The sequence below is a fragment of the Bradyrhizobium sp. JR4.3 genome, from assembly GCF_040547695.1.
Taxonomy (GTDB): domain Bacteria; phylum Pseudomonadota; class Alphaproteobacteria; order Rhizobiales; family Xanthobacteraceae; genus Bradyrhizobium; species Bradyrhizobium canariense.
Map to the genome: position 1 here is coordinate 108,660 of NZ_JBEPQF010000017.1, position 20,723 is coordinate 129,382.

The following is a 20,723-nucleotide window of genomic DNA, read 5'->3' on the forward strand; positions in this document are numbered from 1 at the left end:
ATCTCAAGAGGAGGTTTCATTGACCGGAAATATGTGGATTCGGCAGATCCATCGCTGGCTGTCGATCGCTTTCACGCTTGCCGTCATCGCCAACATCGTCGCCCTGACGCTGCAAGTCCAGGCGACGTGGATCGGCTTGCTCGCCTTCGTCCCATTGATCCCGTTGCTTGCGACCGGGCTCTACATGTTCGCGCTGCCATATCTCGGCCGCGGCCGCGGCGCCCGACAAGAGGCGTGAGCATGAAGAAGGCCGTGACCGCGAAAACCAGCAGCGCGATGAAGACGAATGGCGCTTCGCCATCCAGGATGATCGACGGCAGGATCAAGGAGCTCGGCGACTGGCGCGGCGACATGCTCGGGCGAATCCGCGGCCTGATCAAGGAGGCCGACCCTGATGTCGTCGAGGAATGGAAGTGGCGCGGCGTTCCGGTGTGGGAGCACGACGGCATCATCTGCACCGGCGAGACCTACAAGGCCGTGGTGAAGATGACCTTTGCCAAGGGCGCCGCGCTGGACGATCCCGCCGGCCTGTTCAACTCGAGCCTCGACGGCAACGTGCGCCGCGCGATCGATATTCGCGAAGGCGACAAGATCAACGAGAAGGCGTTGAAGGCGCTGATCCGCGCGGCAGTGGAGCTGAATGCGTCGAAAGCCAAGAAGAAGCCGGCGAAGAAGCGATCGACTTAGAGCACGATTGATTCACGTTGATCGCTTTAGCAGCCGCGGACTGGCTGCAACCTCTCCCGCTTGCGGGAGAGGTCGGCGCGTAGCCGGGTGAGGGCTCTATCCTCTGGGGGAATCCCGCTGCGGAGACACCCTCTCCCCACCCCTCCAAGCGGGGGAGGGAGCGCACCTCCCTGGCAGAAGCCACAAGGCTAATCTCGTCGCGCTCCGGAAGCTGCCCCGCCCTCAGGCCACCGCGGAGATCGGGCGCGGGCTCACGACGTATTCGCGCAGCACCTTGTCGTTGGAATCGACCTCGATCAGTGCGACGTCGTAGGTCCAGAGATCGGCCAGATGCTGGAGCACGCGCTTGGCGTCGGTCTCGTTGAGCTGCGCGCCCTTGATGACATGGTGATGCAGGATCAGCCGCCGGTCGCCGGAGAGATCGACGTCGACCACCTCGATATTCGCGTCGATGTAGCCGACATCGTGCTGCCGTGCCAGCTCGCGCCGGACGCGGCGGAAGCCGCGCTCGTCGTGAATGGCGTCGACCCGGATGCCGGCGCGCTCCTCGGGATCGTCATGCAGGTGGAACATGCGGAGATGCCGCATCAGCTTCGGACTCAGGAATTGGGCGATGAAACTCTCGTCGCGGTAGTTGGCCCACACGTCGCGCAGCACGCCCATCACGTCGTTCTTGCCGGCGATGTCCGGGAACCACTCGCGGTCCTCGTCTTCCGGCCTGGTGACGATGCGCTCGATGTCCTGCATCATGGCGAAGCCGAGCGCATAGGGATTGAAGCCGGAAAAGCGCTGGTCGTCGAATTCGGGCTGGAACACGACGTTGGTGTGCGACTGCAGGAATTCGAGAAAATTGCCGTCGCTGATGCGGCCCTGCTGATGCAGCTTGGTCATGATGCGATAGTGGACGTAGGTCGCCGTCCCCTCGTTCATCACCTTGGTCTGGCTCTGCGGATAAAAATACTGCGCGATGTGGCGGACGATGCGCAACAGCTCGCGCTGCCATGGCGCCAGCCGGGGCGCGCTCTTCTCGAGGAAGTACAGCAGGTTTTCCTGCGGCAGGCCGAGCAGCTTGCGGCGCCGTTCGACGCTGAGCGCGGACCGGGTCTTGCTCTTTCCCGCCGGCACGGTGCGCCAGAGGTCGTTGAAGACCTCCTCCTCATGCTGGCGGCGGCGCCCTGCCCGCTTCTCTTCGGCGCGGAGATCGAGCTTCTTCTTGCCGGGATAGCGGTCGATCCCATGCGACATCAGCGCATGCGCGGCATCGAGGGTGCGCTCGACCTCGACGCGGCCGTAGCGATCCTCGCATTGCATGACGTAGTTCTTGGCGAAATCCAGATAGTCCAGGATGCCGTCGGCGTCGGTCCACTGCTTGAAAAGATAGTTGTTCTTGAAGAAGTGGTTGTGGCCGAAGGCGGCGTGCGCGATCACCAGGGTCTGCATCGTCGCCGTGTTCTCCTCCATCAGGTAGGAGATGCAAGGCGAGGAGTTGATCACGATCTCATAGGCAAGTCCCATCAGGCCCTTGCGGTATGAGGCCTCGTGATACGCAAAGTGCTTTCCGAATGACCAGTGCTTGTAGAACAGCGGCATGCCGACCGACGAATAGGCGTCCAGCATCTGCTCGGCGGTGATGACTTCGATCTGGTTCGGATAGACGTCGAGCCCGAGATCTTTCGTCGCCACCTCCTCGCAGGCATCCGTGATGCGCTGCAAGGTGTGAAAATCCCAATCGGCGCCTTCGAACAAGCGTTCTGTCATGGAGCGGCTTTCTCCTGGGCAGTGTCGCGGCGCTGAAACAGATCGTGGAACACCGGAAAAATCTCGCTGCGCTCGCTGACCTTGCGCATCGAGAGCGGTGCGCCGCTGTTGCGCAGGCGCTCGTAGAGAGTCCAGAGCGAGGAGTCGGACAGATCGAAAGCGCTGCCGCCGGACTCGCCGACCTCGAGATAGGCAAAGAACTGGCAGACCGGCAGGATCTTGTCGGTCAGCAGCATGCCCGCGAGCTCGCCGTCGGAATAGGAATTGTCGCCGTCGGAGGCTTGGGCGGCGTAGATATTCCAGTCCGACGGGCTGAAGCGTTCGCGCACGATCTCGTGCATCGCCTGCAGCGCGCTGGAGACCAGCGTGCCGCCGGAAGCCGGGCCGTAGAAGAAGGTCTGCTCGTCCACCTCCTCGGCGCGATCGGTGTGGCGGATGAAGACGATGTCGACATGCTTGTAGCGGCGCTTCAGGAACACGTAGAGCAGCATGTAGAAGCGCTTGGCGAGATCCTTCATGTGCTCGGACATCGAGCCCGACACGTCCATCAGGCAGAACATCACGGCCTGGGCAACGGGCTTGGGCACCGTCTCGAAGCGGCGGTAGCGGATATCGAGCGGATCGATGAAGGGAATGCGCTTGGACTTCGCCTTCAGTTTTTCGAGCTGGGCCATCAGCACCAGACGCTCGTCCTCGTCCGCGCAGGCGGCGATGGCGGCTTCCAGCTCTTCGATCTCCTCCTTGCTGGGACGCTTGAGCGCGATACGGCGCGCCAGTGCGCGCCGAACCGTCCGGCTCACCGAGATGTTGGATGGCGAGCCCGACGTGGTGTAGCCGGCGCGCTGGATGCCCTCGCTCTCGGTGTGCGCGATCTTGCGCTTGGCAAGGTCGGGCAATTCGAGATCGTCGAGAAAGAGATCGACGAATTCGTCGCGGCTGAGCACGAAACGGAAGGCGTCCTCGCTGTCGCCTTCGCCCGGTCCGGAATCCTTGGCGCTGCCCTGGCCCGAGCGCTGGAGGTAGTCGCCCTCGATGAACTTCTTGTTCCCGGGCAACACCATGTCGCGCGTTCCGCCGTCGCGGCGGAAACGCGGCTCATGCATGCCGTCGAGCGGAATGGTGACCTCGCCACCCTCCAGGACGTCCTTGATGTCGCGTTCCTGCGAGGTCTTCTTGACGGCGCCCTGCACCAGGGATTTGGCCCGACGCAAGAACCGCTGCCGGTTCTCGAGACTCTTGCCGCCTGGATTCAGGCGCCTGTCAATAATGTGAATCGGCACTTTTCCATCCGCCTCAACCGGCCTGCTTCACGCGCATGTACCATTCGACGAGCCGGCGAACCTGACGCTCGGTGTAGCCGCGCTCCACCATGCGTGCGACGAACTCGCCGTGCTTCTTCTCCGTCTCGCCGTCCTTCTTCGACCCGAAGGAGATGACCGGAAGCAGGTCCTCGACCTGGGAGAATATCCGCTTTTCGATCACATCGCGAATCTTCTCGTAGGAGATCCAGGTCGGATTCTTGCCGCCGTTCTGGGCGCGCGACCGTAACGAGAATTTGACCACCTCGTTGCGGAAATCCTTCGGATTGGCGATGCCCGCCGGCTTCTCGATCTTGGTCAGCTCCTGGTTCAAAAGCTCGCGATCCAACAGCTGGCCGGTGTCGGCGTCCTTGAAATCCTGGTCCTCGATCCAGGCATCGGCGTAGTCGACGTAGCGGTCGAACAGGTTCTGGCCGTAATCCGAGTAGGATTCGAGATAAGCCTTCTGGATCTCGTTGCCGATGAACTCGGCATAACGCGGTGCAAGGTCCGCCTTGATGAATTCGAGGTAGCGCTTCTCGACTTCCTCGGGCAGCTGCTCGCGCTTGATCGATTGCTCCAGCGCGTACATCAGATGCACGGCGTCGGCGGCGACTTCCTGCGGATCGTGGTTGAAGGTCGCAGCCAGGATCTTGAAGGCAAAGCGGGTGGAAACACCGTCCATGCCCTCGTCGACACCGGCGGCATCGCGATATTCCTGGACGCTGCGCGCCTTCGGATCGGTCTCCTTCAGGCTCTCGCCGTCGTAGACCCTCATCTTGGCGTAGGTCGTGGAATTTTCGTGCTTGCGCAGGCGCGACATCACCGAGAACCGCGCCAGCGTTTCCAGCGTCGCGGGCGCGCAAGGCGCGGCCGCGAGCTCGGAGCCCTGGATCAGCTTCTCGTAGATCTTCTGCTCCTCCGTGATCCGCAGGCAGTACGGCACCTTGATCACGCAGATGCGGTCGATGAAGGCCTCGTTGTTCTTGTTGGCCTTGAAGCTCGACCACTCGGCTTCGTTGGAGTGCGCGAGGATGACGCCGGTGAACGGAATCGCGCCGATGTTCTCGGTGCCGATGTAGTTGCCTTCCTGCGTCGCGGTGAGCAGCGGATGCAGCATCTTGATCGGCGCCTTGAACATCTCGACGAACTCGAGCACGCCCTGGTTGGCGCGGTTGAGGCCGCCGGAATAGCTGTAAGCGTCGGGATCGTTCTGCGCATAGGTTTCGAGCTTGCGGATGTCGACCTTGCCGACCAGCGAGGAGATGTCCTGGTTGTTCTCGTCACCCGGCTCGGTCTTGGCGATCCCGATCTGGCGCAGCCGCGACGGCTGGATTTTTGCGACCCGAAACTGGGAAATGTCGCCGCCGAAGGCTTCCAGCCGCTTGTAGCACCACGGGCTCATCAGGCCGGTGAGACGGCGGCGTGGAATGCCGTATTTCTCTTCCAGCATCGGGCCGAGCTGATCCGGATCGAACAGGCTGAGCGGACTTTCGAACACGGGCGAGAGCTCGTCGCCAGCCTTGAGCACGTAGATCGGATGCACTTCCATCAGCGACTTCAGCCGCTCGGCGAGCGAGGATTTGCCGCCGCCGACCGGACCGAGCAGATACAGGATCTGCTTGCGCTCTTCGAGGCCCTGCGCCGCGTGACGGAAGAAACCGACGATGCGCTCGATGGTTTCTTCCATGCCGTAGAAGCCGGCGAAGGCCGGATAGGTGCGGATCGTGCGGTTCAAAAAAATACGGCCAAGGCGTGGGTCCTTGGCCGTGTCAATCGTCTGGGGCTCACCGATCGCTGCTAGCAGTCGTTCGGCCGCGTTCGCGTATTTCATGGGATCGCTTCGACACGATTCCAGATATTCCGCCATCGACATGTCGTGTTGGCTTCTCGCCTCGAACGACTTAGCGAAAGCGTTGAATAGAGAATCGTTGTACATGATCCCTCTCCGCGTGAGTTCCGCTACACAATTGAACGAAAGCAGCGACCGGACCGTTCCTTAGCGCCACTCTCGAATCAGCGTGAGCACATGACGATCATTCGACACCCGGGCGCCTTCTCGGCGCAACGCACAACGTAGGCACAGGGTGAGTTACGAACAGGCACCTGCCTGATATTTGAGCGAATCTTTGTCTATATTGGCTCATTTCCAGAAAATGTCACTCGCTCGCAACATCCGGGCGTTACCGGGGATGCGTTCGTCCGGCCCCGCATCATAGCGGTCTGCGAACGGCGATCTTATGACGCTTGTGCGGCGAAGCCTTGCGTGCCGCGTTCATCTTCCTGCTGCAATGCGGTGCGCGGACCGCCGGCGGCGTGATAGTCGCGGCAAGCGCGCAGCAGTGTATCAAAATCGGTCGCCAGGCCCTCCGACCGGATGACGATGCGATCGTCCCTCACGGAGCGGGCCAAGCCGCGGATGCTGCAGAGCTGCCGCTGCAAGGCCGGCGTCGGCGTCAGCACGATCACCTTGCGCCCGCGGCGTTCTTCAGCCGAAATCTCCGCGATCGAGTCCCACAGCAGAAATTCATTGCCGATGCGGAGATCGCGGATGCCATAGGGGGTGACGATCACCACCGATCCCCGCTCGGCGGGGAGCATCCAGATCAGCCGACCGGTCATCACGGCGAACACCACCACGCCGGCAGAGCCGACCGTCGCGTCGTAATCGCCAAAAGCGCTCGACCAGCCCAAGGCGAGCGTTGCGCTGAGCAGCGTCATGGCGAAGCCCGCTACGACCAGCAGCCGCGTTTGGGTCGTACACGGACCGATTTCGAGATCGTGGGACGCATCGACGCATCCGGTCGACGTGACCGACTGGGGGCTGTCTGTGACAGCGAGCGCCAGACGGTCATGATGTGCTTGCATGCTTTGCCCCAGCATGGCCATTCGCGACCGAGCCACGATGCATCAGCCGGACCGGAATCCGCTGATGAGTACTCCGCGCAGCCGCTAGCGGCGAGGCGAGACAGCTGGCGTTACACAACAAGGGCCCGACCGATTCCTCACGGCCAACGACCTTTTTACGCAACTCGGCTCCCTTTACGCGGATCGCCATGATCGCGACGGAGTTACACTGGAGGATATGACGCCCATACCCTTGATTGGTTCCCTCAAGGAAGCATGTAAGCTAGAGGATAGCGCGTCAGGACCGGCGCGGAAACCCCTCGCCCGCAGGCTTGGAGATAAATTAGCATCATGAATCCCGTCAAAGAACTGGAAAAGCACGGACAAGCCGTCTGGCTGGACTTCCTGGCCCGCGGCTTCATCGCCAAGGGCGACCTGAAGCGGCTGATCGACACCGACGGCGTCAAGGGCGTCACCTCCAACCCCTCGATCTTCGAGAAAGCGATCGGCAGCTCGGACGAGTACGACGCGCCGATCGGCAAGGCGTTGAAGCGCGGCGATCGGTCGGTCGCCGACCTGTTCGAGGCCGTCGCGGTCGAGGACATCCAGAACGCCGCCAACGTGCTGCGCCCGGTCTACGACCGCCTCAAGGGTGGCGACGGCTATGTCAGCCTTGAAGTCTCGCCCTATCTGGCGATGGACACCGCCGGCACGGTCACCGAGGCGCGGCGGCTCTGGAAGGACGTCAACCGCAAGAACCTGATGGTGAAGGTGCCGGCAACGCCGGAGGGCCTGCCGGCGATCGAGACCCTGATCGGCGACGGCATCAGCATTAACATCACGCTGCTGTTCTCCAGGGACGTCTATCTGCAGGTTGCCGAGGCCTATCTCGCCGGTCTGGAGACATACGTCGCAGGTGGCGGCGACCCCTCGCACGTGGCGAGCGTGGCGAGCTTCTTCGTCAGCCGCATCGACTCGGTGGTCGACAAGCAGCTCGACGAGAAGATCGCTCGCGCCAACGATCCGTCCGAGAAGGAGCGGCTGGCCGCGCTGAAGGGCAAGGTCGCGATCGCCAATGCCAAGGTCGCCTATCAGGATTACAAGCGCCTGTTCTCGGGTCCCCGCTGGGACAAGCTCGCCGCCAAGGGCGCCAAGCCGCAGCGCATGCTGTGGGCGTCGACCGGCACCAAGAACAAGGACTACAGCGACGTCCTCTATGTCGAGGAGCTGATCGGCCCCGACACCATCAACACCGTGCCGCCGGCGACGCTCGACGCATTCCGTGACCACGGCAAGCCGCGCGACAGCCTTGAAGAAAACCTCGACGACGCCTGCCGCGTGCTGGAAGAGCTGGAGCGCTCCGGCGTCTCGCTCGATGCCATCACAGAGGAGCTCGTCAAGGACGGCGTCAAGCAGTTCGCCGACGCCGCCGACAAGCTCTATGGTGCGGTCGCCCACAAGCGCGCCACCGTGCTCGGGCCCGCGATCGACCGCCAGCTGCTCTCGCTCGGCGACGGTCTCGGCAAGGCCGTGGCCAAGAGCACCGAGGAATGGCGCGCGTCGGCCAAGATCCGTAGGCTGTGGCAGCGCGACAAATCGGTCTGGACCGGCACTGACGAGGACAAATGGCTCGGCTGGCTCGACAGCGCCGCCAAGGCCGATGTTGCCGACTATGAGGACTATGCCAGTCGCGTGAAAGGCCAGAAATTCTCCGACGCCGTCGTGCTCGGCATGGGCGGATCAAGCCTCGGGCCGGAGGTGCTGGCCGAGACCTTTGGCAAGAAACCCGGGTTCCCGAAGCTGCACGTGCTGGATTCCACCGATCCGGCGCAGGTGCGGGCGATGGAGGCCAGGATCGACATCGCCAACACCGTTTTCATCGTCTCAAGCAAGTCCGGCGGCACCACCGAACCGAATGCGATGAAGGATTATTTCCACGAGCGCGTCACGCAGGCGGTCGGGCCGAAGGTCAAGACCGGCCATCGCTTCATTGCGGTCACCGATCCCGGATCGTCGCTGGAGAAGGCGGCGAAGACGCTGAGCTATGCGCGCGTCTTCCACGGCGAGCCCTCCATCGGCGGACGCTATTCGGTGCTCTCGCCGTTTGGCCTGGTGCCGGCGGCAACCGCGGGCATCGATATCAAGACCTTCGTCAAGCATGCGCTGGCGATGGCCCGCTCCTGCGGACCGGACGTGCCGCCGGCCGAGAACCCCGGCGTGCAGCTCGGCCTTGCCATGGGCCATGCAGCGCTCGAAGGCCGCGACAAGGTGACGATCCTGTCGTCGAAGAGGATCGCCGATTTCGGCGCCTGGGCTGAGCAGCTCATCGCGGAATCGACCGGCAAGGATGGCAAGGGTCTGATCCCGATCGACGGCGAGCCGCTGGGCGAGCCCGCAGTCTACGGCAATGACCGGCTCTTCATCGACATCCGTATCGAGGGCGAAGCGGACGCCGCCCATGACTCGCAGCTTGCTGCGATCGAAGCGGCCGGTCATCCCGTCGTGCGCATCGTGATGAAGTCGATCGATCATCTCGGCCAGGAGTTCTTCCGCTTCGAGATGGCAACGGCGGTGGCGGGCAGCATCCTCGGCATCAACCCGTTCGACCAGCCGGACGTGGAAGCGGCCAAGATCAAGACCCGAGAGCTCACCGCGTCGTTCGAAAAGACCGGCGCGCTGCCGGCCGAGCAGCCGGTGGTCAGCACCGCCGAGGCCGATCTCTACACCGACGAGGCCAATGCCGCGGCCCTGCGCGCCGCCGGCGCCAACGGCGACCTCACCTCATGGCTGAAGGCGCATCTGTCGCGCTCCAACCATGGCGATTATGTCGCCCTGCTCGGCTACATCGCGCGCGACAAGGCGACGATCGACGCACTCCAGACCATGCGGCTCGAAGTGCGCGAGAAGCGACATGTCGCAACCTGCGCCGAGTTCGGACCGCGTTTCCTGCACTCGACAGGACAGGCCTACAAGGGCGGCCCCGACAGCGGCGTGTTCCTCCAGATCACCGCCGACGATGCCAGGGACCTGCCGGTGCCGGGCCAGAAGGCCAGCTTCGGCGTCATCAAGGCCGCGCAGGCGCGCGGCGACTTCGACGTGCTCACCGAGCGCGGCCGGCGCGCGCTGCGGGTCCACCTGAAGGGCGGGCTCAAGAAGGGTCTCGCGGCGCTCAATGCCGCGCTCAACGACGCACTGAACTAAGGGAATTCCTCAAATGCAACTCGGCATGATCGGCCTCGGCCGGATGGGCGGCAACATCGTTCGCCGCCTGATGCGCCACGGCCATTCGACCGTGGTCTACGACAAGGACGCCAAGGCCGTCGCCGGCCTTGCCGCAGACGGCGCGGTCGGCTCGGCGACGCTCGAAGAGTTCATTGCGAAACTGGAGCGGCCGCGCGCGGCGTGGGTGATGCTGCCGGCCGGCCACATCACCGAGACCACGATCGACACGATCGCGGGCGCGATGCAGGAAGGCGACGTCATCATCGACGGCGGCAACACGTTCTGGCAGGACGACGTCCGCCGCGGCAAGGCGCTGAAGCAGCGCGGCATCCACTATGTCGACGTCGGCACCTCCGGCGGCGTCTGGGGCCTCGACCGCGGCTATTGCATGATGATCGGCGGCGAGAAACAGGTGGTCGATCGGCTCGATCCGATCTTCGCCGCGCTCGCGCCCGGCGCCGGCGACATTTCGCGCACGGAGGGACGTGAGGGCCGCGATCCCCGCATCGAGCAGGGCTACATCCATGCCGGCCCCGTCGGCGCCGGGCATTTCGTCAAGATGATCCACAACGGTATCGAATACGGCCTGATGCAGGCCTATGCCGAAGGTTTTGACATCCTCAAGAACGCCAACATCGAGGCCTTGCCGGCGGATCATCGTTACGATTTCGATCTCGCCGATATCGCCGAAGTGTGGCGGCGTGGCAGCGTGATCCCGTCCTGGCTGCTCGATCTCACCTCGACGGCGCTCGCCGACAGCCCGGCGTTGACGGAATATTCCGGTTTCGTCGACGATTCCGGCGAAGGACGCTGGACTGTGAACGCGGCGATCGACGAGGCCGTGCCGGCCGAAGTCCTGACCGCGGCGCTGTTCGCACGTTTCCGTTCCCGCAAGGAACACACCTTCGCCGAGAAAATTCTCTCAGCGATGCGAGCCGGCTTCGGCGGCCACAAGGAGCCGAAGCAGCCGGCTGCTTCGAAGCCGAAATAGCAATTAGCAGAGCGAAGGCCAATAGTTCGTGACAAAAGACCCGCAAGCCAAGCGCAAGCCGGAAAATTGCGCCTTCGTCATCTTTGGTGTCACCGGCGACCTCACCCATCGGCTGGTGATGCCATCGCTCTACAATCTGGCGGCCGAGCATCTGTTACCGGAAAAGTTCTGCGTGGTCGGCGTCGCCCGCCGGGGCCAGTCGGACGACGAGCTGCGCGACAGCCTGTTGAAGGGCTTGCGCCAGTTCGCGACCCGGCCGGTGGATGACGACATTGCCAAGAAGCTGCTGGAATGCGTGACCTTCGTCGAAGCCGACGCAAAGGATCCGCCATCCTTTGATCGCCTGCGCGAGCATCTGGATTCCCTGGAATGCGCGCAGGACACCGGCGGCAACCGGCTGTTCTACCTGGCGACCCCGCCGGCCGCGTTCGCGCCGACCGCGCGCGAGCTCGGCCGCACCGGCATGATGAAGGAGAACGGCGCGTGGCGGCGGCTGGTGATCGAAAAGCCGTTCGGCACCGACCTCGCCTCCGCGCGCGCGCTGAATGGCGAGCTGCTGAAGATCATGGACGAGCACCAGATCTACCGGATCGATCACTATCTCGGCAAGGAGACGGTGCAGAACATCCTGGTGCTGCGCTTTGCCAACGGCATGTTCGAGCCGATCTGGAATCGCAACCATATCGACCACATCCAGATCACGGTGGAGGAAAAGCTCGGCGTCGGCCATCGCGGCGGCTTCTACGATGCCACCGGCGCGCTGCGCGACATGGTGCCGAACCATCTGTTTCAGCTGATGTCGCTGGTCGCGATGGAGCCGCCGGCGCGTTTCGACGCCCATTCCGTGCGCTCCGAGAAGGCCGAGATTCTGACCTCGATTCAGCGCCCGAGCGAAGAAGAAGCGCTGAAGAGCTCGGTGCGCGCCCAATATCTGTCGGGGCGCATCGGCGACGATGAGATCCCGGACTATCGCAAGACCGAGGACGTCAAACCCGGCAGCACCACCGAGACCTATGTCGCGCTGAAACTGATGATCGACAATTGGCGCTGGGCCGGCGTGCCGTTCTATTTGCGGACCGGCAAGGCGCTCGGCCACAAGCGCACCGAGGTCGCGATCAAGTTCAAGCAGGCGCCGCTGTCGATGTTCTCAGGCACGGCTGTCGATCGCCTCTCCCAGAACTTCCTCACGATCGGCATCGCACCGACGGAGACCATCGAGCTCCAGTTCAACGCCAAGATCCCGGGGCCGAGCGTCACTATCGACGGCGTCGAGATGAAGTTTCGCTATGGCGACTATTTCCGGGCCGATCCCTCGACCGGCTACGAGACGCTGATCTACGACTGCATGATCGGCGACAACATCCTGTTCCAGCGCGCCGACGGCATCGAAGCCGGGTGGCAGGCGGTGCAGCCGTTCCTGGACGCCTGGAAGAACGCGGGCAGCAACGGCATCGAGACCTATCAAGCCGGCAGCGACGGCCCCGCCTGCGCCGATGAATTGCTCCGCCGCGACGGCCGAAGCTGGCGTAAGTTTTCGTGACGGCGATGGCCGGACAGCCGAAGCTGATCGTCGCGGCCGACGCCGAGGCTCTCGCCCGGGCCGCGGCCGAACGGGTGATGGCGCGAATCGCGGCCAATCCCGGGCGCATCGCGATCTGCCTGACCGGCGGCTCCAGCCCGAAGAAGCTCTACCAGCTGCTGGGCAGCGAGGCCTGGCGCGAAAAAATCCCGTGGGAGCGCGTGCACTGGTTCATCGGTGACGAGCGCTTCGTGCCCGAAAGCGATCCCCTCAACAACATGGCGGTCGCGCGCGCGACCTTTCTCGATCGCAACGCGCCCTCCGGCCATGTTCACCCGATCCCGACGACGGCTGACACCCCCGATCAGAGCGCCGAGGCCTATGCGCGCGAGCTGCAGGCTTTCTACGGCGCGGAAAGCCTGGATCCGGCACGGCCGCTGTTCGACATGGTTTTGATGGGCGCAGGCCCGGACGGCCACACCGCTTCGCTGTTCCCGGGTTATCCTGCGATCGAGGAGACGAGACGCTGGGTGGTCGGCGTCCCCAAGGCCAATGTTGCCCCCTTCGTGCCGCGGGTCTCGCTCACCCTGCCCGCGCTGGCGTCCTGCCGCGAAATGCTGTTCGAGATTGCGGGGCACGACAAGCAGCCGATCTTGACGCGCCTCCTCAATGGCGAGACTCTGCCGGCTGTACGCGCGCGCTCGAATGGCGAGACCGTCTGGCTGGTCGACCAAGCCGCGCTTCCGGGGGGAATTCGTGACGGGCGTTGAAGCACCTTGTGCATTGATCGTGATGGGCGTGTCGGGTTCGGGCAAGAGTACGGTTGCAAAAGCGCTGGGCGAGCGCCTCGGCTGGCGATTCGAGGACGGAGACAGCTTTCATCCCGCCAGCAATGTCGAGAAGATGCGGGCCGGCCATCCCCTCACCGACGAGGACCGCTGGCCCTGGCTCAACGCCATTGCCGACGAGATCGCGCGGGTCTGTGACAAGGGCGAGCACGTGATCATCGCCTGCTCGGCGCTAAAGCATACTTATCGGGACGTGCTGCTGCGCGGACGCGACGACGTCCGCTTCATATTCCTGCGGGGCACGAAGGAGCTGATCGCCGCTCGCCTTGCGCAACGCAAGGGGCATTTCATGCCGCCCGGCCTGCTGACGAGCCAGTTCAACACGCTGGAGCCGCCCGAGGCTGGCGAGCACGTGATCACCGTCTCGATCGACGAATCCGTGGAAGCGATCGTGGACGGCGCGGTGCGACAGCTGAAACTGGGCGGCGCGAAACGCTGAGGCCAAACACCCAAGGGATTGTCATGACAAAAATCTCGCTCGTCGTCTCCGACGTCGACGGTACGCTGCTGACGAAGGACAAGACGCTGACCGACCGCGCGAGGTCCGCGGTGCAGCGTCTGCACCAGGCCGGCATCGGTTTCACGATTACGTCGAGCCGGCCCGCGATCGGCATGCGCTTCCTGATCGAACCGCTGGCGCTCTGGCTGCCGGTCGGCCCGTTCAATGGCTCCTCGATCGTCGATCCCGAGATGAATCCGGTCGAGCAGCATTTGATTCCGGCGAGCGCCGCCGAGCGGTCCCTGCAAATCCTCCGGGACTTCGGCGCCGACATCTGGCTGTTCACCACCGACAAATGGCTGATCGACAAGCCTGATGGCCAATACGTCGCTCACGAGCAGCACACCATCCGCTCCGATCCCACCATCGTCACGGACTTTTCACCGTATCTCGCGAGCGCCTGCAAGATCGTCGGCGCCAGCGCCGATGCGGCCGGCCTCGAAGCATGCGAGAAGGTAATGCAGCAGGCGCTCGGCAGCGAGGCCACTGCTGTGCGTTCGCAAACCTATTACCTCGACATCACCCCGCCCGGTTTCGACAAGGGCACATTCGTGCAAGCCATGGCCAAGCGCCTCGGCATTTCAACAGACGCGGTCGCCACCATCGGCGACATGCAGAACGACCTCGCGATGTTCCGCGTCAGCGGCACCTCGATCGCGATGGGCAATGCGGCCGACAACGTCAAGGACCAGGCCACCCACGTCACCGCGTCCAACGAGCAGGACGGCTTTGCGGAGGCGATGGAGATGATCTTGAAGCGGAACGGGAGCGGGTGAGACCCGACGGGACGAGACTCGACTGGCGCCGCAATGGAAGTGCGTTCCCTCCCCCCTTGTGGGCGGGGAATCGCATATGGCGTTGTTGGAGGTCTGAGCGCGCGCCTCGTCCTTCGAGACGACCGCTTCGCGGTCTCCTCAGGATGAGGCTAAGCGGCATCGGTGCGCGTTGAAACTGCTGTCGCACATTCGGTCCTCATCCTGAGGGCCCGCCAACGGCGGGCGTCTCGAAGGATGGCCACAGAGAAATTGCCCCACATTCGATTGCCCCCTCCCCCATCCGGGGGAAGGGAACGGCAAATGCTACCGACCTCACTTCGACCGCTGCATCGCGGGCTTCTCGCTGCCCTGCCTTGCCGCCGACAGATTATGCGCGGTGTTGACCAGCGCGATATGAGTCAGCGCCTGCGGGAAATTGCCGGTCTGACGCTTGGCGCCTGAATCATATTCCTCCGCCAGCAGCCCGACATCATTCGCGATCCCGACCACGCGATCGAACAAGGCTTGCGCCTTGTCGAGATCGCCCGCCAGCACATGGGCATCGGCCAGCCACAGGCTGCAGGCGAGGAAGGCGCCTTCGAGCGGCGGCTGCCCCGCAGGCACCTCGCGGGGATCGTGCCGCAGCACGAAGCCGTCAGGCATCATGTGCTTTTCCATCGCCACTATGGTGCCGCGAATGCGCGGATCCGACGCTTCCAGGAAGCCGACGGCCGGCAGCAGCAGCACGCTGGCATCGAGCAGCTTCGAGCCGTAGGACTCCACGAAGGCATTCTCCTCCGTGTCGAAGCCCCGGTTGCAGACGTCGCGATGAATGGCGTCGCGCAAGGTGCGCCAGTGCAGCAGCGGCGCCTTGAAGCCGAAGGTCTCGGCGCTCTTGATGCCGCGGTCGAAGGCGACCCAGGTCATCACCTTGGAGAAGACATAGTGCTTCGGCTCTCCGCGCCGCTCCCAGATGCCGTGATCGGGCTGGTCCCAGACTTCGGCGAGATGCTTGAGCACGGCGCATTCCAGCGCCCAGCTCTCGTCGTCGAGCTTGAGCTTGGCCATCCGCGATTGGTGGAAGGCGTCGATCAGTTCGCCGTAGACGTCGAGCTGGAGCTGCGCATGCGCGGCATTGCCGACGCGCACCGGCTGGGCGCCCTCGTAGCCGTCGAGCCAACCGGCTTCCCATTCCAGCAGTCGCCGCTGGCCCCAGATGCCGTACATGATCTGCATGTTCGACGGTGAGCCTGCAGCCGCCCGCAACAGCCAATTGTGCCAGGCCGAGGCTTCCTCGGTGTAACCCGAGTTCATCAGCGCCAGCAGCGTGAAGGTGGCATCGCGCAGCCAGCAGAAGCGGTAGTCCCAATTCCTGGCGCCGCCGAGCTTCTCCGGCAAGGAGGTGGTCGGCGCCGCGACGATGCCGCCGGTCGGACCGAAGGTCAGCGCCTTGAGTGTGATCAGCGAGCGCACGATCAGGTCGCGATAGTCGCCATCGCGATTACAGTGGCTGCACCAGTCCTGCCAGAACTTTTCCGTCTCCTGCAGCGCGAGCTCCGGGTCGATCGGTGCGGGTGGCTCGAGATGCGAGGGGCCGTAGGTCAGCACGAACGGCACGGTCTCGCCCGCCTTCACCTCGAAATCGGAGACCGTGGTCAGATCCTCGCCGCGGGTCTTCGCGGGAGTCCGCAGCACCGTCATGTCCTGCCCGGCGACCGCCAGCAGGGAATGGTCGATCCGCCGCACCCACGGGATGTCGACGCCGAAGCCGAAGCGGATGACGAGCTCCATCCGCATCTTCACCGTGCCGCTGACGCCGCGGACCAGCCGCACGATATCGGAGGCCTTGCCGCGCGGCGGCATGAAGTCGATCAGCGCAACGGTGCCACTCTTCGTCTCAAAGCGCGTCTCGAGGATGAGGGTGTCGCCGAGATAGCGGCGCGACGTCGCGGTGACGTCCTCGCCCGGCGCGATCAGCCAGCGGCCGTTCTTGTGCGTGCCGAGGAGCGCGGCAAAGCAGGCGTCGGAATCGAAGGCCGGCCAGCACAGCCAATCGATCGAGCCGTTGCGGCCGACCAGCGCCGCGGTCTCGCAGTCGCCGATCAGCGCATAGTCCTCAATCCTCTGAGACAATGTCGTACGAGCCTTGAAAACGGCACCCTTGGAGCCCAGGCGATCAACGCCCGCCGGGCAACGAGCGTTCCCGTGTCGCGGCCTTCAAAGCCCCGAGATCGACTTTCGAGGCAATCTTGTCGAGCGTCACAGGCAGGCGCTGGCGCCAGTTCGGATGCTCGTCGATCGTACCGGGAATGTTGGGCTGGTCGATCACCCCGAGCAGATCCTCCAGCGACACCGCAAGCAGCCGCGACGGCGTGCGCGACAGGAAGGCGAGCACCGAATAGACATCATTGGCACGGATGCCGTTGGCGCGCAGGATCTCGTCGAGCAGGCCGAGCGCATCCCAGCGGGCCTGATCGTTCTCGCCGGGATCGAGCCCGAGCGAGCGCTTCATCCTGAGATCGCTGAATGAGCGCCAGCCGGCATAGGTCGACAAATCATGCGTGTTCAGCGTCACCAGCGCGTTGGGCCGGTAGTGATCGACGGGCCGGAAATGACCGGCATCGTCGCGCTCGAACATCATGACGAGGTAGGACCAGATGCCGAAATCCTGCATGGTCTCGCGAAAACCTTCCGGCACCGTGCCGAGGTCCTCGCCGATCACGATGCACTTATGGGCCGCGCTCTCGCGCGCCACAGTCGCCAGCAGCGCCTCGAACGGCATTTGCACATAGGCGCCGTTGTCGGGCTTGAAGCCGCGCGGCACCAGATAAAGTCGCTTCAGGCCCAGCACGTGATCGAGACGGATGGCCCCGGAATGGCGCATTGAAGCCGCGAGCATATCGGCGAATGGCACGAAGGATTGCGCCTCCAGGCCGCCGGCATTGAAGCCGGCGAGGCCCCAATCCTGGCCGATGGTATTGAGCACGTCCGGCGGCGCGCCGACGGCGAGATGACGGGAGATCGCCCCCTGCTCGTTCCAGGCATCGAAGCCGTTCGACTGCACGCCGACGGCAACGTCGAGATAGAGCCCAACCCGCATGCCGAGCTGGCCGGCCAGCTCCTTGGCGGCATGCAATTGGCTATCAGCCGTCCATTGCACGAATTCGACGAACTCGACCTCGTGCTTGTCCGGGCCATTGCGCAGCTCGGCGCATTTCGTTTCGTCCGGCTTTTGCCATTCCTCGGGCCATTCCCACCACGGCGCCGCGAAGCGATGACGGAGCACCTCGAAGCAGGCAAAGCGGGACAACAGCGGCGCGCGAGCCGCGCGGAAGGCGTCGAACTGGTTGCGGCGGACGCCGCTCGCGGTTTTGACGAAGCTGTCGAAGGCGGCGCAGAGGCCGAGCCATTTCAAGGCCGCCATGTCGGGATAGGGCACGCGATCGCCGTCGCGGAGCCGCGCGGCGGTCGCGGCCGCATCGGGGACGAGGTCGGGGGAAAATTCCGGGATCGCCTCGACGTCGATATAGAGCGGATTGAGAAACAGCCGGCTGTTCGGCGAATAGGGACTGCAATCGGCCGGATGGTCGTCGAACAACACATGCAGGGGATTGAGCCCGACGCCGTCGGCCCCCAACTGCTTGGCGAGCCGGACGAGACCGGCGAGGTCGGTGAAATCGCCGATGCCCCAATTGCGGTCCGAGCGGACGCTGTAGAGCTGCACGGCAAGCAGCCAGCCGCGGTCGAAATCGCCGCCAAAGGCCCGCTCCGGCGCCACGATCATCGGCACCTCTTCGGTCACGCCTTCGGCATCGATCAGCGTCAGGCGGTGATAGCCGAGCGGCAGGCCGCCGGGCCAGGCAATCACGGGCTCGCGCGTCTCACCTTGGGCGATCAAATTGCCGTTGCCGGTCATCTTCCATTTGAGCGGCGGCGCACCGATCGTCACCAATTCGGTGCGCGGATGGCCCAAGGCGCGTACCACGACGGGCCCGCTGACGAAGCGGTAAACCCGCTTTTCCGGCAGGGCGTCGAGGATGGATTTGAGGGCCACGGGATCGGTGACCCGCAGCTTTCCGAGGGCATCGACGAATTCGGATTGAACGCCCTTGATCCGGGCTTGAGCTAAAAGATCCATTCGGCACGCAGCTTGCAGGCCATTTTTTGGCCGGGGGCATCGATTTTAACGAGGTCGCGGAAGAGGTTAGTCAGGGTCAACTCGCAAGCCGCGCCTGCCGTTCCCCAGGGAACCAATGACACACAAGCGGCTTTCTATAGTGGTATCAAGCGTAGGTTCCCGGCAAGGGAAACGGGCTCCTGCTTTCTTGTCAATGGCATCACCGTGAACAAGACAATTCAAACTGTCGAGAGTGCCGCAGCGGGCAGCACTTTCCTCATCGAGGACGTCTATCCCCTGATCGACGGCGGGCGCTTCCCCGTGAAGCGGATCGCGCGCGAACCGGTCGAGGTCTGGGCTGACATCTACCGGGACGGCGACGCCGTGATCGGCGCAGCGCTGATCTGGCGACAGGAGCAGGACCGCGAATGGCAGAGCGAGCCGATGATCCCTCACGGCAATGACCGCTGGTCCGGCGCGTTCACACCGGTCGAGCCCGGCAAATATGTCTATGCGATCGAAGCCTGGACCGACGAGTTCGCGACGTGGTCGCACGCGGTCGCGCGCAAGCAGCGCTCCGGCGCCGATGTCACTCTCGATGCGATCGAGGGCGCGGGCCTCCTGACCAAGGCGCATGGCGCGCAGCAGGACGCCGCCGCCGTCATCGTCAGGCAATGCGAGGACTATCTTCAGACCGGCGACGTTGCCCCGCTGCTGGCAACCGAGCTCGGCGCAGCCATGGCCGAGAGCCAGTCGCGGCCTGATCTCACGCGCTCGGCGCTATTCCCACTGTTCGTCGACCGCGACAAGGCACGCTTCGGCGCCTGGTATCAGATGATGCCGCGCAGCCAGAGCGTGGTGCCGGGACAGCATGGCACGCTCCGCGACTGCATCGCGCGCGTGCCCGACATCGCCGCGATGGGCTTTGACGTGCTCTACTTCACGCCGATCCATCCCATCGGCCGCACCCGGCGCAAGGGCCGCAACAACACGCCGGTGGCGGCCGAAGGCGATCCCGGCTCGCCTTATGCGATCGGCGCCATCGAGGGCGGGCACGATGCGCTGCACCCCGAACTCGGCACAATCGAGGATTTTCGCGCGCTGGTCGCGACCTGCCTGGAATACGGCCTCGAACTCGCGCTCGACTTCGCCGTGCAATGCTCGCCGGACCACCCGTGGCTGACGCAGCATCCGGAATGGTTCAAATGGCGCCCGGATCGCTCGGTGCGGACGGCTGACGGGCCCTATTCCGATATCGTCATCCCCGATTTCACGTCCGTCGACCGGGCTGGACTGTGGAACGCGTTTCGCGACGCCATGCTGTTCTGGATCGACCACGGCGTCACCATCTTCGCCATCGACAATCATGACACCGCGCCGCTCGCCTTCTGGGAGTGGCTGATCCGTGACATCCGCCGCCGGCATCCCGAGGTGATCCTGTTCTCCAAGACGTTTGCGCGCCCGAAGCTGATGAAGGGGCTTGCCAAGCTCGGCTTTGCACAATCGTTCAGCTATTTCCCCTGGCGCACGGCGAAGTGGGAGCTGGAGCAATATCTCGGCGAGCTGACGCGCTATCCCGAACGTGATTTCTATCGGCCGAACCTGTTCGTGAATACGCCCGATCTCTTGCCCTATCATCTCCAGGGCGGCGAGACATGGGCGTTCAAATCGCGCCTCGCGCTGGCGGCGACGCTGTCCGGCAATTACGGCGTCTACAGCGGGTTCGAGTTGCTGGAGCATGACGCGATCCCCGGCCGCGAGGAATATCTCGATTCTGAGAAATACCAGATCAAGCAGCGCGACTGGAACAAGCCCGGCAACATCAAGGCCTACATCGCGGAGCTCAATCGCATCCGCAACGAGAATGCTGCGCTTCACCAGACCGCGAACCTGCGCTTCCTCGGCATCGAAGACGGCGAGACGATCGCCTTCGTGAAGGAGGCGACCGGCCCGGCCAACGTCGTCGTCGCCGTGGTTGCACTGTCGCGCCACGTGCGCGAATTCTGGTTGCCGCTCGGGGACGTCACGGTTGACGCCGGCGGGCAGCGACACCATGTGTCGGCACTCGAAAACCTCCTCACCGGCGAACAGGCCCGCATCGAATGGGGCGGGATCAGGTTGCGTATCGATCCCGAGCGCGATCCGGCGCTACTGTTCCGCTGCCTGGCGTAAGGGCGCACGC

15 protein-coding genes are annotated in these 20,723 nt (G+C 64.0%); 9 read left to right on the forward strand and 6 right to left on the reverse strand.

All coding sequences use genetic code 11. The annotated features are described in order from the left end of the window. Positions 1-19 precede the first annotated feature (19 nt). Together ABIB91_RS25255 and ABIB91_RS25260 are read left to right on the forward strand one after the other, a co-directional pair. The gene (locus ABIB91_RS25255; RefSeq protein WP_354168248.1) at positions 20-238 is read left to right on the forward strand and encodes a hypothetical protein; all 219 of its coding nucleotides are present in this window, start codon (positions 20-22) and stop codon (positions 236-238) included. A gap of 2 nt (positions 239-240) precedes the next feature. Then, positions 241-687, forward strand: a complete 447-nt coding sequence (locus ABIB91_RS25260; RefSeq protein ID WP_354127281.1) for a DUF1801 domain-containing protein — start codon at positions 241-243, stop codon at positions 685-687. 222 nt (positions 688-909) lie between these two features. On the opposite strand, the gene ABIB91_RS25265 is transcribed toward ABIB91_RS25260, so the two are convergent. The 4 genes from ABIB91_RS25265 to ABIB91_RS25280 form a co-directional block, all read right to left on the reverse strand. Beyond that, positions 910-2,445, reverse strand: coding sequence for a SpoVR family protein (locus tag ABIB91_RS25265; RefSeq protein WP_007595700.1), 1,536 nt, complete (start codon positions 2,443-2,445; stop codon positions 910-912). After that, the gene (locus tag ABIB91_RS25270; RefSeq protein ID WP_198288307.1) at positions 2,442-3,719 is read right to left on the reverse strand and encodes a YeaH/YhbH family protein; all 1,278 of its coding nucleotides are present in this window, start codon (positions 3,717-3,719) and stop codon (positions 2,442-2,444) included. The genes ABIB91_RS25265 and ABIB91_RS25270 overlap by 4 nt, the downstream gene beginning before the upstream one ends. A gap of 19 nt (positions 3,720-3,738) precedes the next feature. Continuing rightward, entirely contained in the window at positions 3,739-5,682 is a 1,944-nt protein-coding gene (locus ABIB91_RS25275; protein ID WP_007595704.1) for a PrkA family serine protein kinase, read from the reverse strand. A gap of 299 nt (positions 5,683-5,981) precedes the next feature. Then, positions 5,982-6,611 (reverse strand): hypothetical protein, encoded by a 630-nt coding sequence (locus ABIB91_RS25280; RefSeq protein ID WP_007595706.1) that lies wholly within the window; start codon positions 6,609-6,611, stop codon positions 5,982-5,984. Positions 6,612-6,941: 330 nt separating this feature from the next. Here ABIB91_RS25280 and ABIB91_RS25285 point away from each other — a divergent pair, with 330 nt between their 5' ends. From ABIB91_RS25285 to ABIB91_RS25310, 6 genes are read left to right on the forward strand one after another with little or no spacing between them, the layout of a single operon-like run. Next, positions 6,942-9,791: a bifunctional transaldolase/phosoglucose isomerase gene (locus ABIB91_RS25285; protein ID WP_354168253.1), complete on the forward strand. Its 2,850-nt coding sequence runs from the start codon at positions 6,942-6,944 to the stop codon at positions 9,789-9,791. 13 nt (positions 9,792-9,804) lie between these two features. After that, a complete protein-coding gene (gene gnd / locus ABIB91_RS25290) occupies positions 9,805-10,803 on the forward strand; it encodes a phosphogluconate dehydrogenase (NAD(+)-dependent, decarboxylating) (protein WP_219685521.1) in 999 nt (332 codons plus the stop codon). Positions 10,804-10,831: 28 nt separating this feature from the next. Beyond that, positions 10,832-12,343, forward strand: a complete 1,512-nt coding sequence (zwf, locus tag ABIB91_RS25295; RefSeq protein ID WP_219685522.1) for a glucose-6-phosphate dehydrogenase — start codon at positions 10,832-10,834, stop codon at positions 12,341-12,343. Between the two features lie 5 nt (positions 12,344-12,348). Further along, complete coding sequence (gene pgl / locus ABIB91_RS25300) at positions 12,349-13,092, forward strand: 6-phosphogluconolactonase (protein ID WP_354127279.1); 744 nt, start codon at positions 12,349-12,351, stop codon at positions 13,090-13,092. Then, complete coding sequence (locus ABIB91_RS25305) at positions 13,079-13,609, forward strand: gluconokinase (RefSeq protein ID WP_354168256.1); 531 nt, start codon at positions 13,079-13,081, stop codon at positions 13,607-13,609. Before pgl ends, ABIB91_RS25305 begins: the two co-directional genes overlap by 14 nt. A gap of 23 nt (positions 13,610-13,632) precedes the next feature. Then, positions 13,633-14,445 carry an HAD family hydrolase gene (locus ABIB91_RS25310; protein WP_354168258.1) on the forward strand — a complete coding sequence of 271 codons (813 nt, stop codon included), beginning with the start codon at positions 13,633-13,635 and terminating at the stop codon, positions 14,443-14,445. 312 nt (positions 14,446-14,757) lie between these two features. Here the strand turns inward: ABIB91_RS25310 and ABIB91_RS25315 are convergent, their stop codons facing one another. Both ABIB91_RS25315 and malQ read right to left on the reverse strand, forming a co-directional pair. Continuing rightward, positions 14,758-16,557: a glycoside hydrolase family 15 protein gene (locus ABIB91_RS25315; RefSeq protein WP_354168260.1), complete on the reverse strand. Its 1,800-nt coding sequence runs from the start codon at positions 16,555-16,557 to the stop codon at positions 14,758-14,760. A gap of 43 nt (positions 16,558-16,600) precedes the next feature. Beyond that, entirely contained in the window at positions 16,601-18,562 is a 1,962-nt protein-coding gene (gene malQ, locus ABIB91_RS25320; RefSeq protein ID WP_354168262.1) for a 4-alpha-glucanotransferase, read from the reverse strand. 204 nt (positions 18,563-18,766) lie between these two features. On the opposite strand from malQ, the gene ABIB91_RS25325 reads away from it, so the two are divergent. Beyond that, the gene (locus ABIB91_RS25325) at positions 18,767-20,713 is read left to right on the forward strand and encodes a maltotransferase domain-containing protein (RefSeq protein WP_354168264.1); all 1,947 of its coding nucleotides are present in this window, start codon (positions 18,767-18,769) and stop codon (positions 20,711-20,713) included. The last annotated feature ends 10 nt before the right edge of the window (positions 20,714-20,723 follow it).

Excerpts from the sequence above, each read along its gene's own strand:
- ABIB91_RS25275 (WP_007595704.1), bottom strand. The coding sequence starts at position 5,682 with ATGTACAACGATTCTCTATTCAACGCTTTCGCTAAGTCGTTCGAGGCG.
- ABIB91_RS25265 (WP_007595700.1), bottom strand. The coding sequence starts at position 2,445 with ATGACAGAACGCTTGTTCGAAGGCGCCGATTGGGATTTTCACACCTTG.
- ABIB91_RS25280 (WP_007595706.1), bottom strand. The coding sequence starts at position 6,611 with ATGCAAGCACATCATGACCGTCTGGCGCTCGCTGTCACAGACAGCCCC.
- gnd (WP_219685521.1), top strand. The coding sequence starts at position 9,805 with ATGCAACTCGGCATGATCGGCCTCGGCCGGATGGGCGGCAACATCGTT.
- ABIB91_RS25310 (WP_354168258.1), top strand. The coding sequence starts at position 13,633 with ATGACAAAAATCTCGCTCGTCGTCTCCGACGTCGACGGTACGCTGCTG.
- ABIB91_RS25285 (WP_354168253.1), top strand. The coding sequence starts at position 6,942 with ATGAATCCCGTCAAAGAACTGGAAAAGCACGGACAAGCCGTCTGGCTG.
- ABIB91_RS25260 (WP_354127281.1), top strand. The coding sequence starts at position 241 with ATGAAGAAGGCCGTGACCGCGAAAACCAGCAGCGCGATGAAGACGAAT.
- malQ (WP_354168262.1), bottom strand. The coding sequence starts at position 18,562 with ATGGATCTTTTAGCTCAAGCCCGGATCAAGGGCGTTCAATCCGAATTC.
- pgl (WP_354127279.1), top strand. The coding sequence starts at position 12,349 with ATGGCCGGACAGCCGAAGCTGATCGTCGCGGCCGACGCCGAGGCTCTC.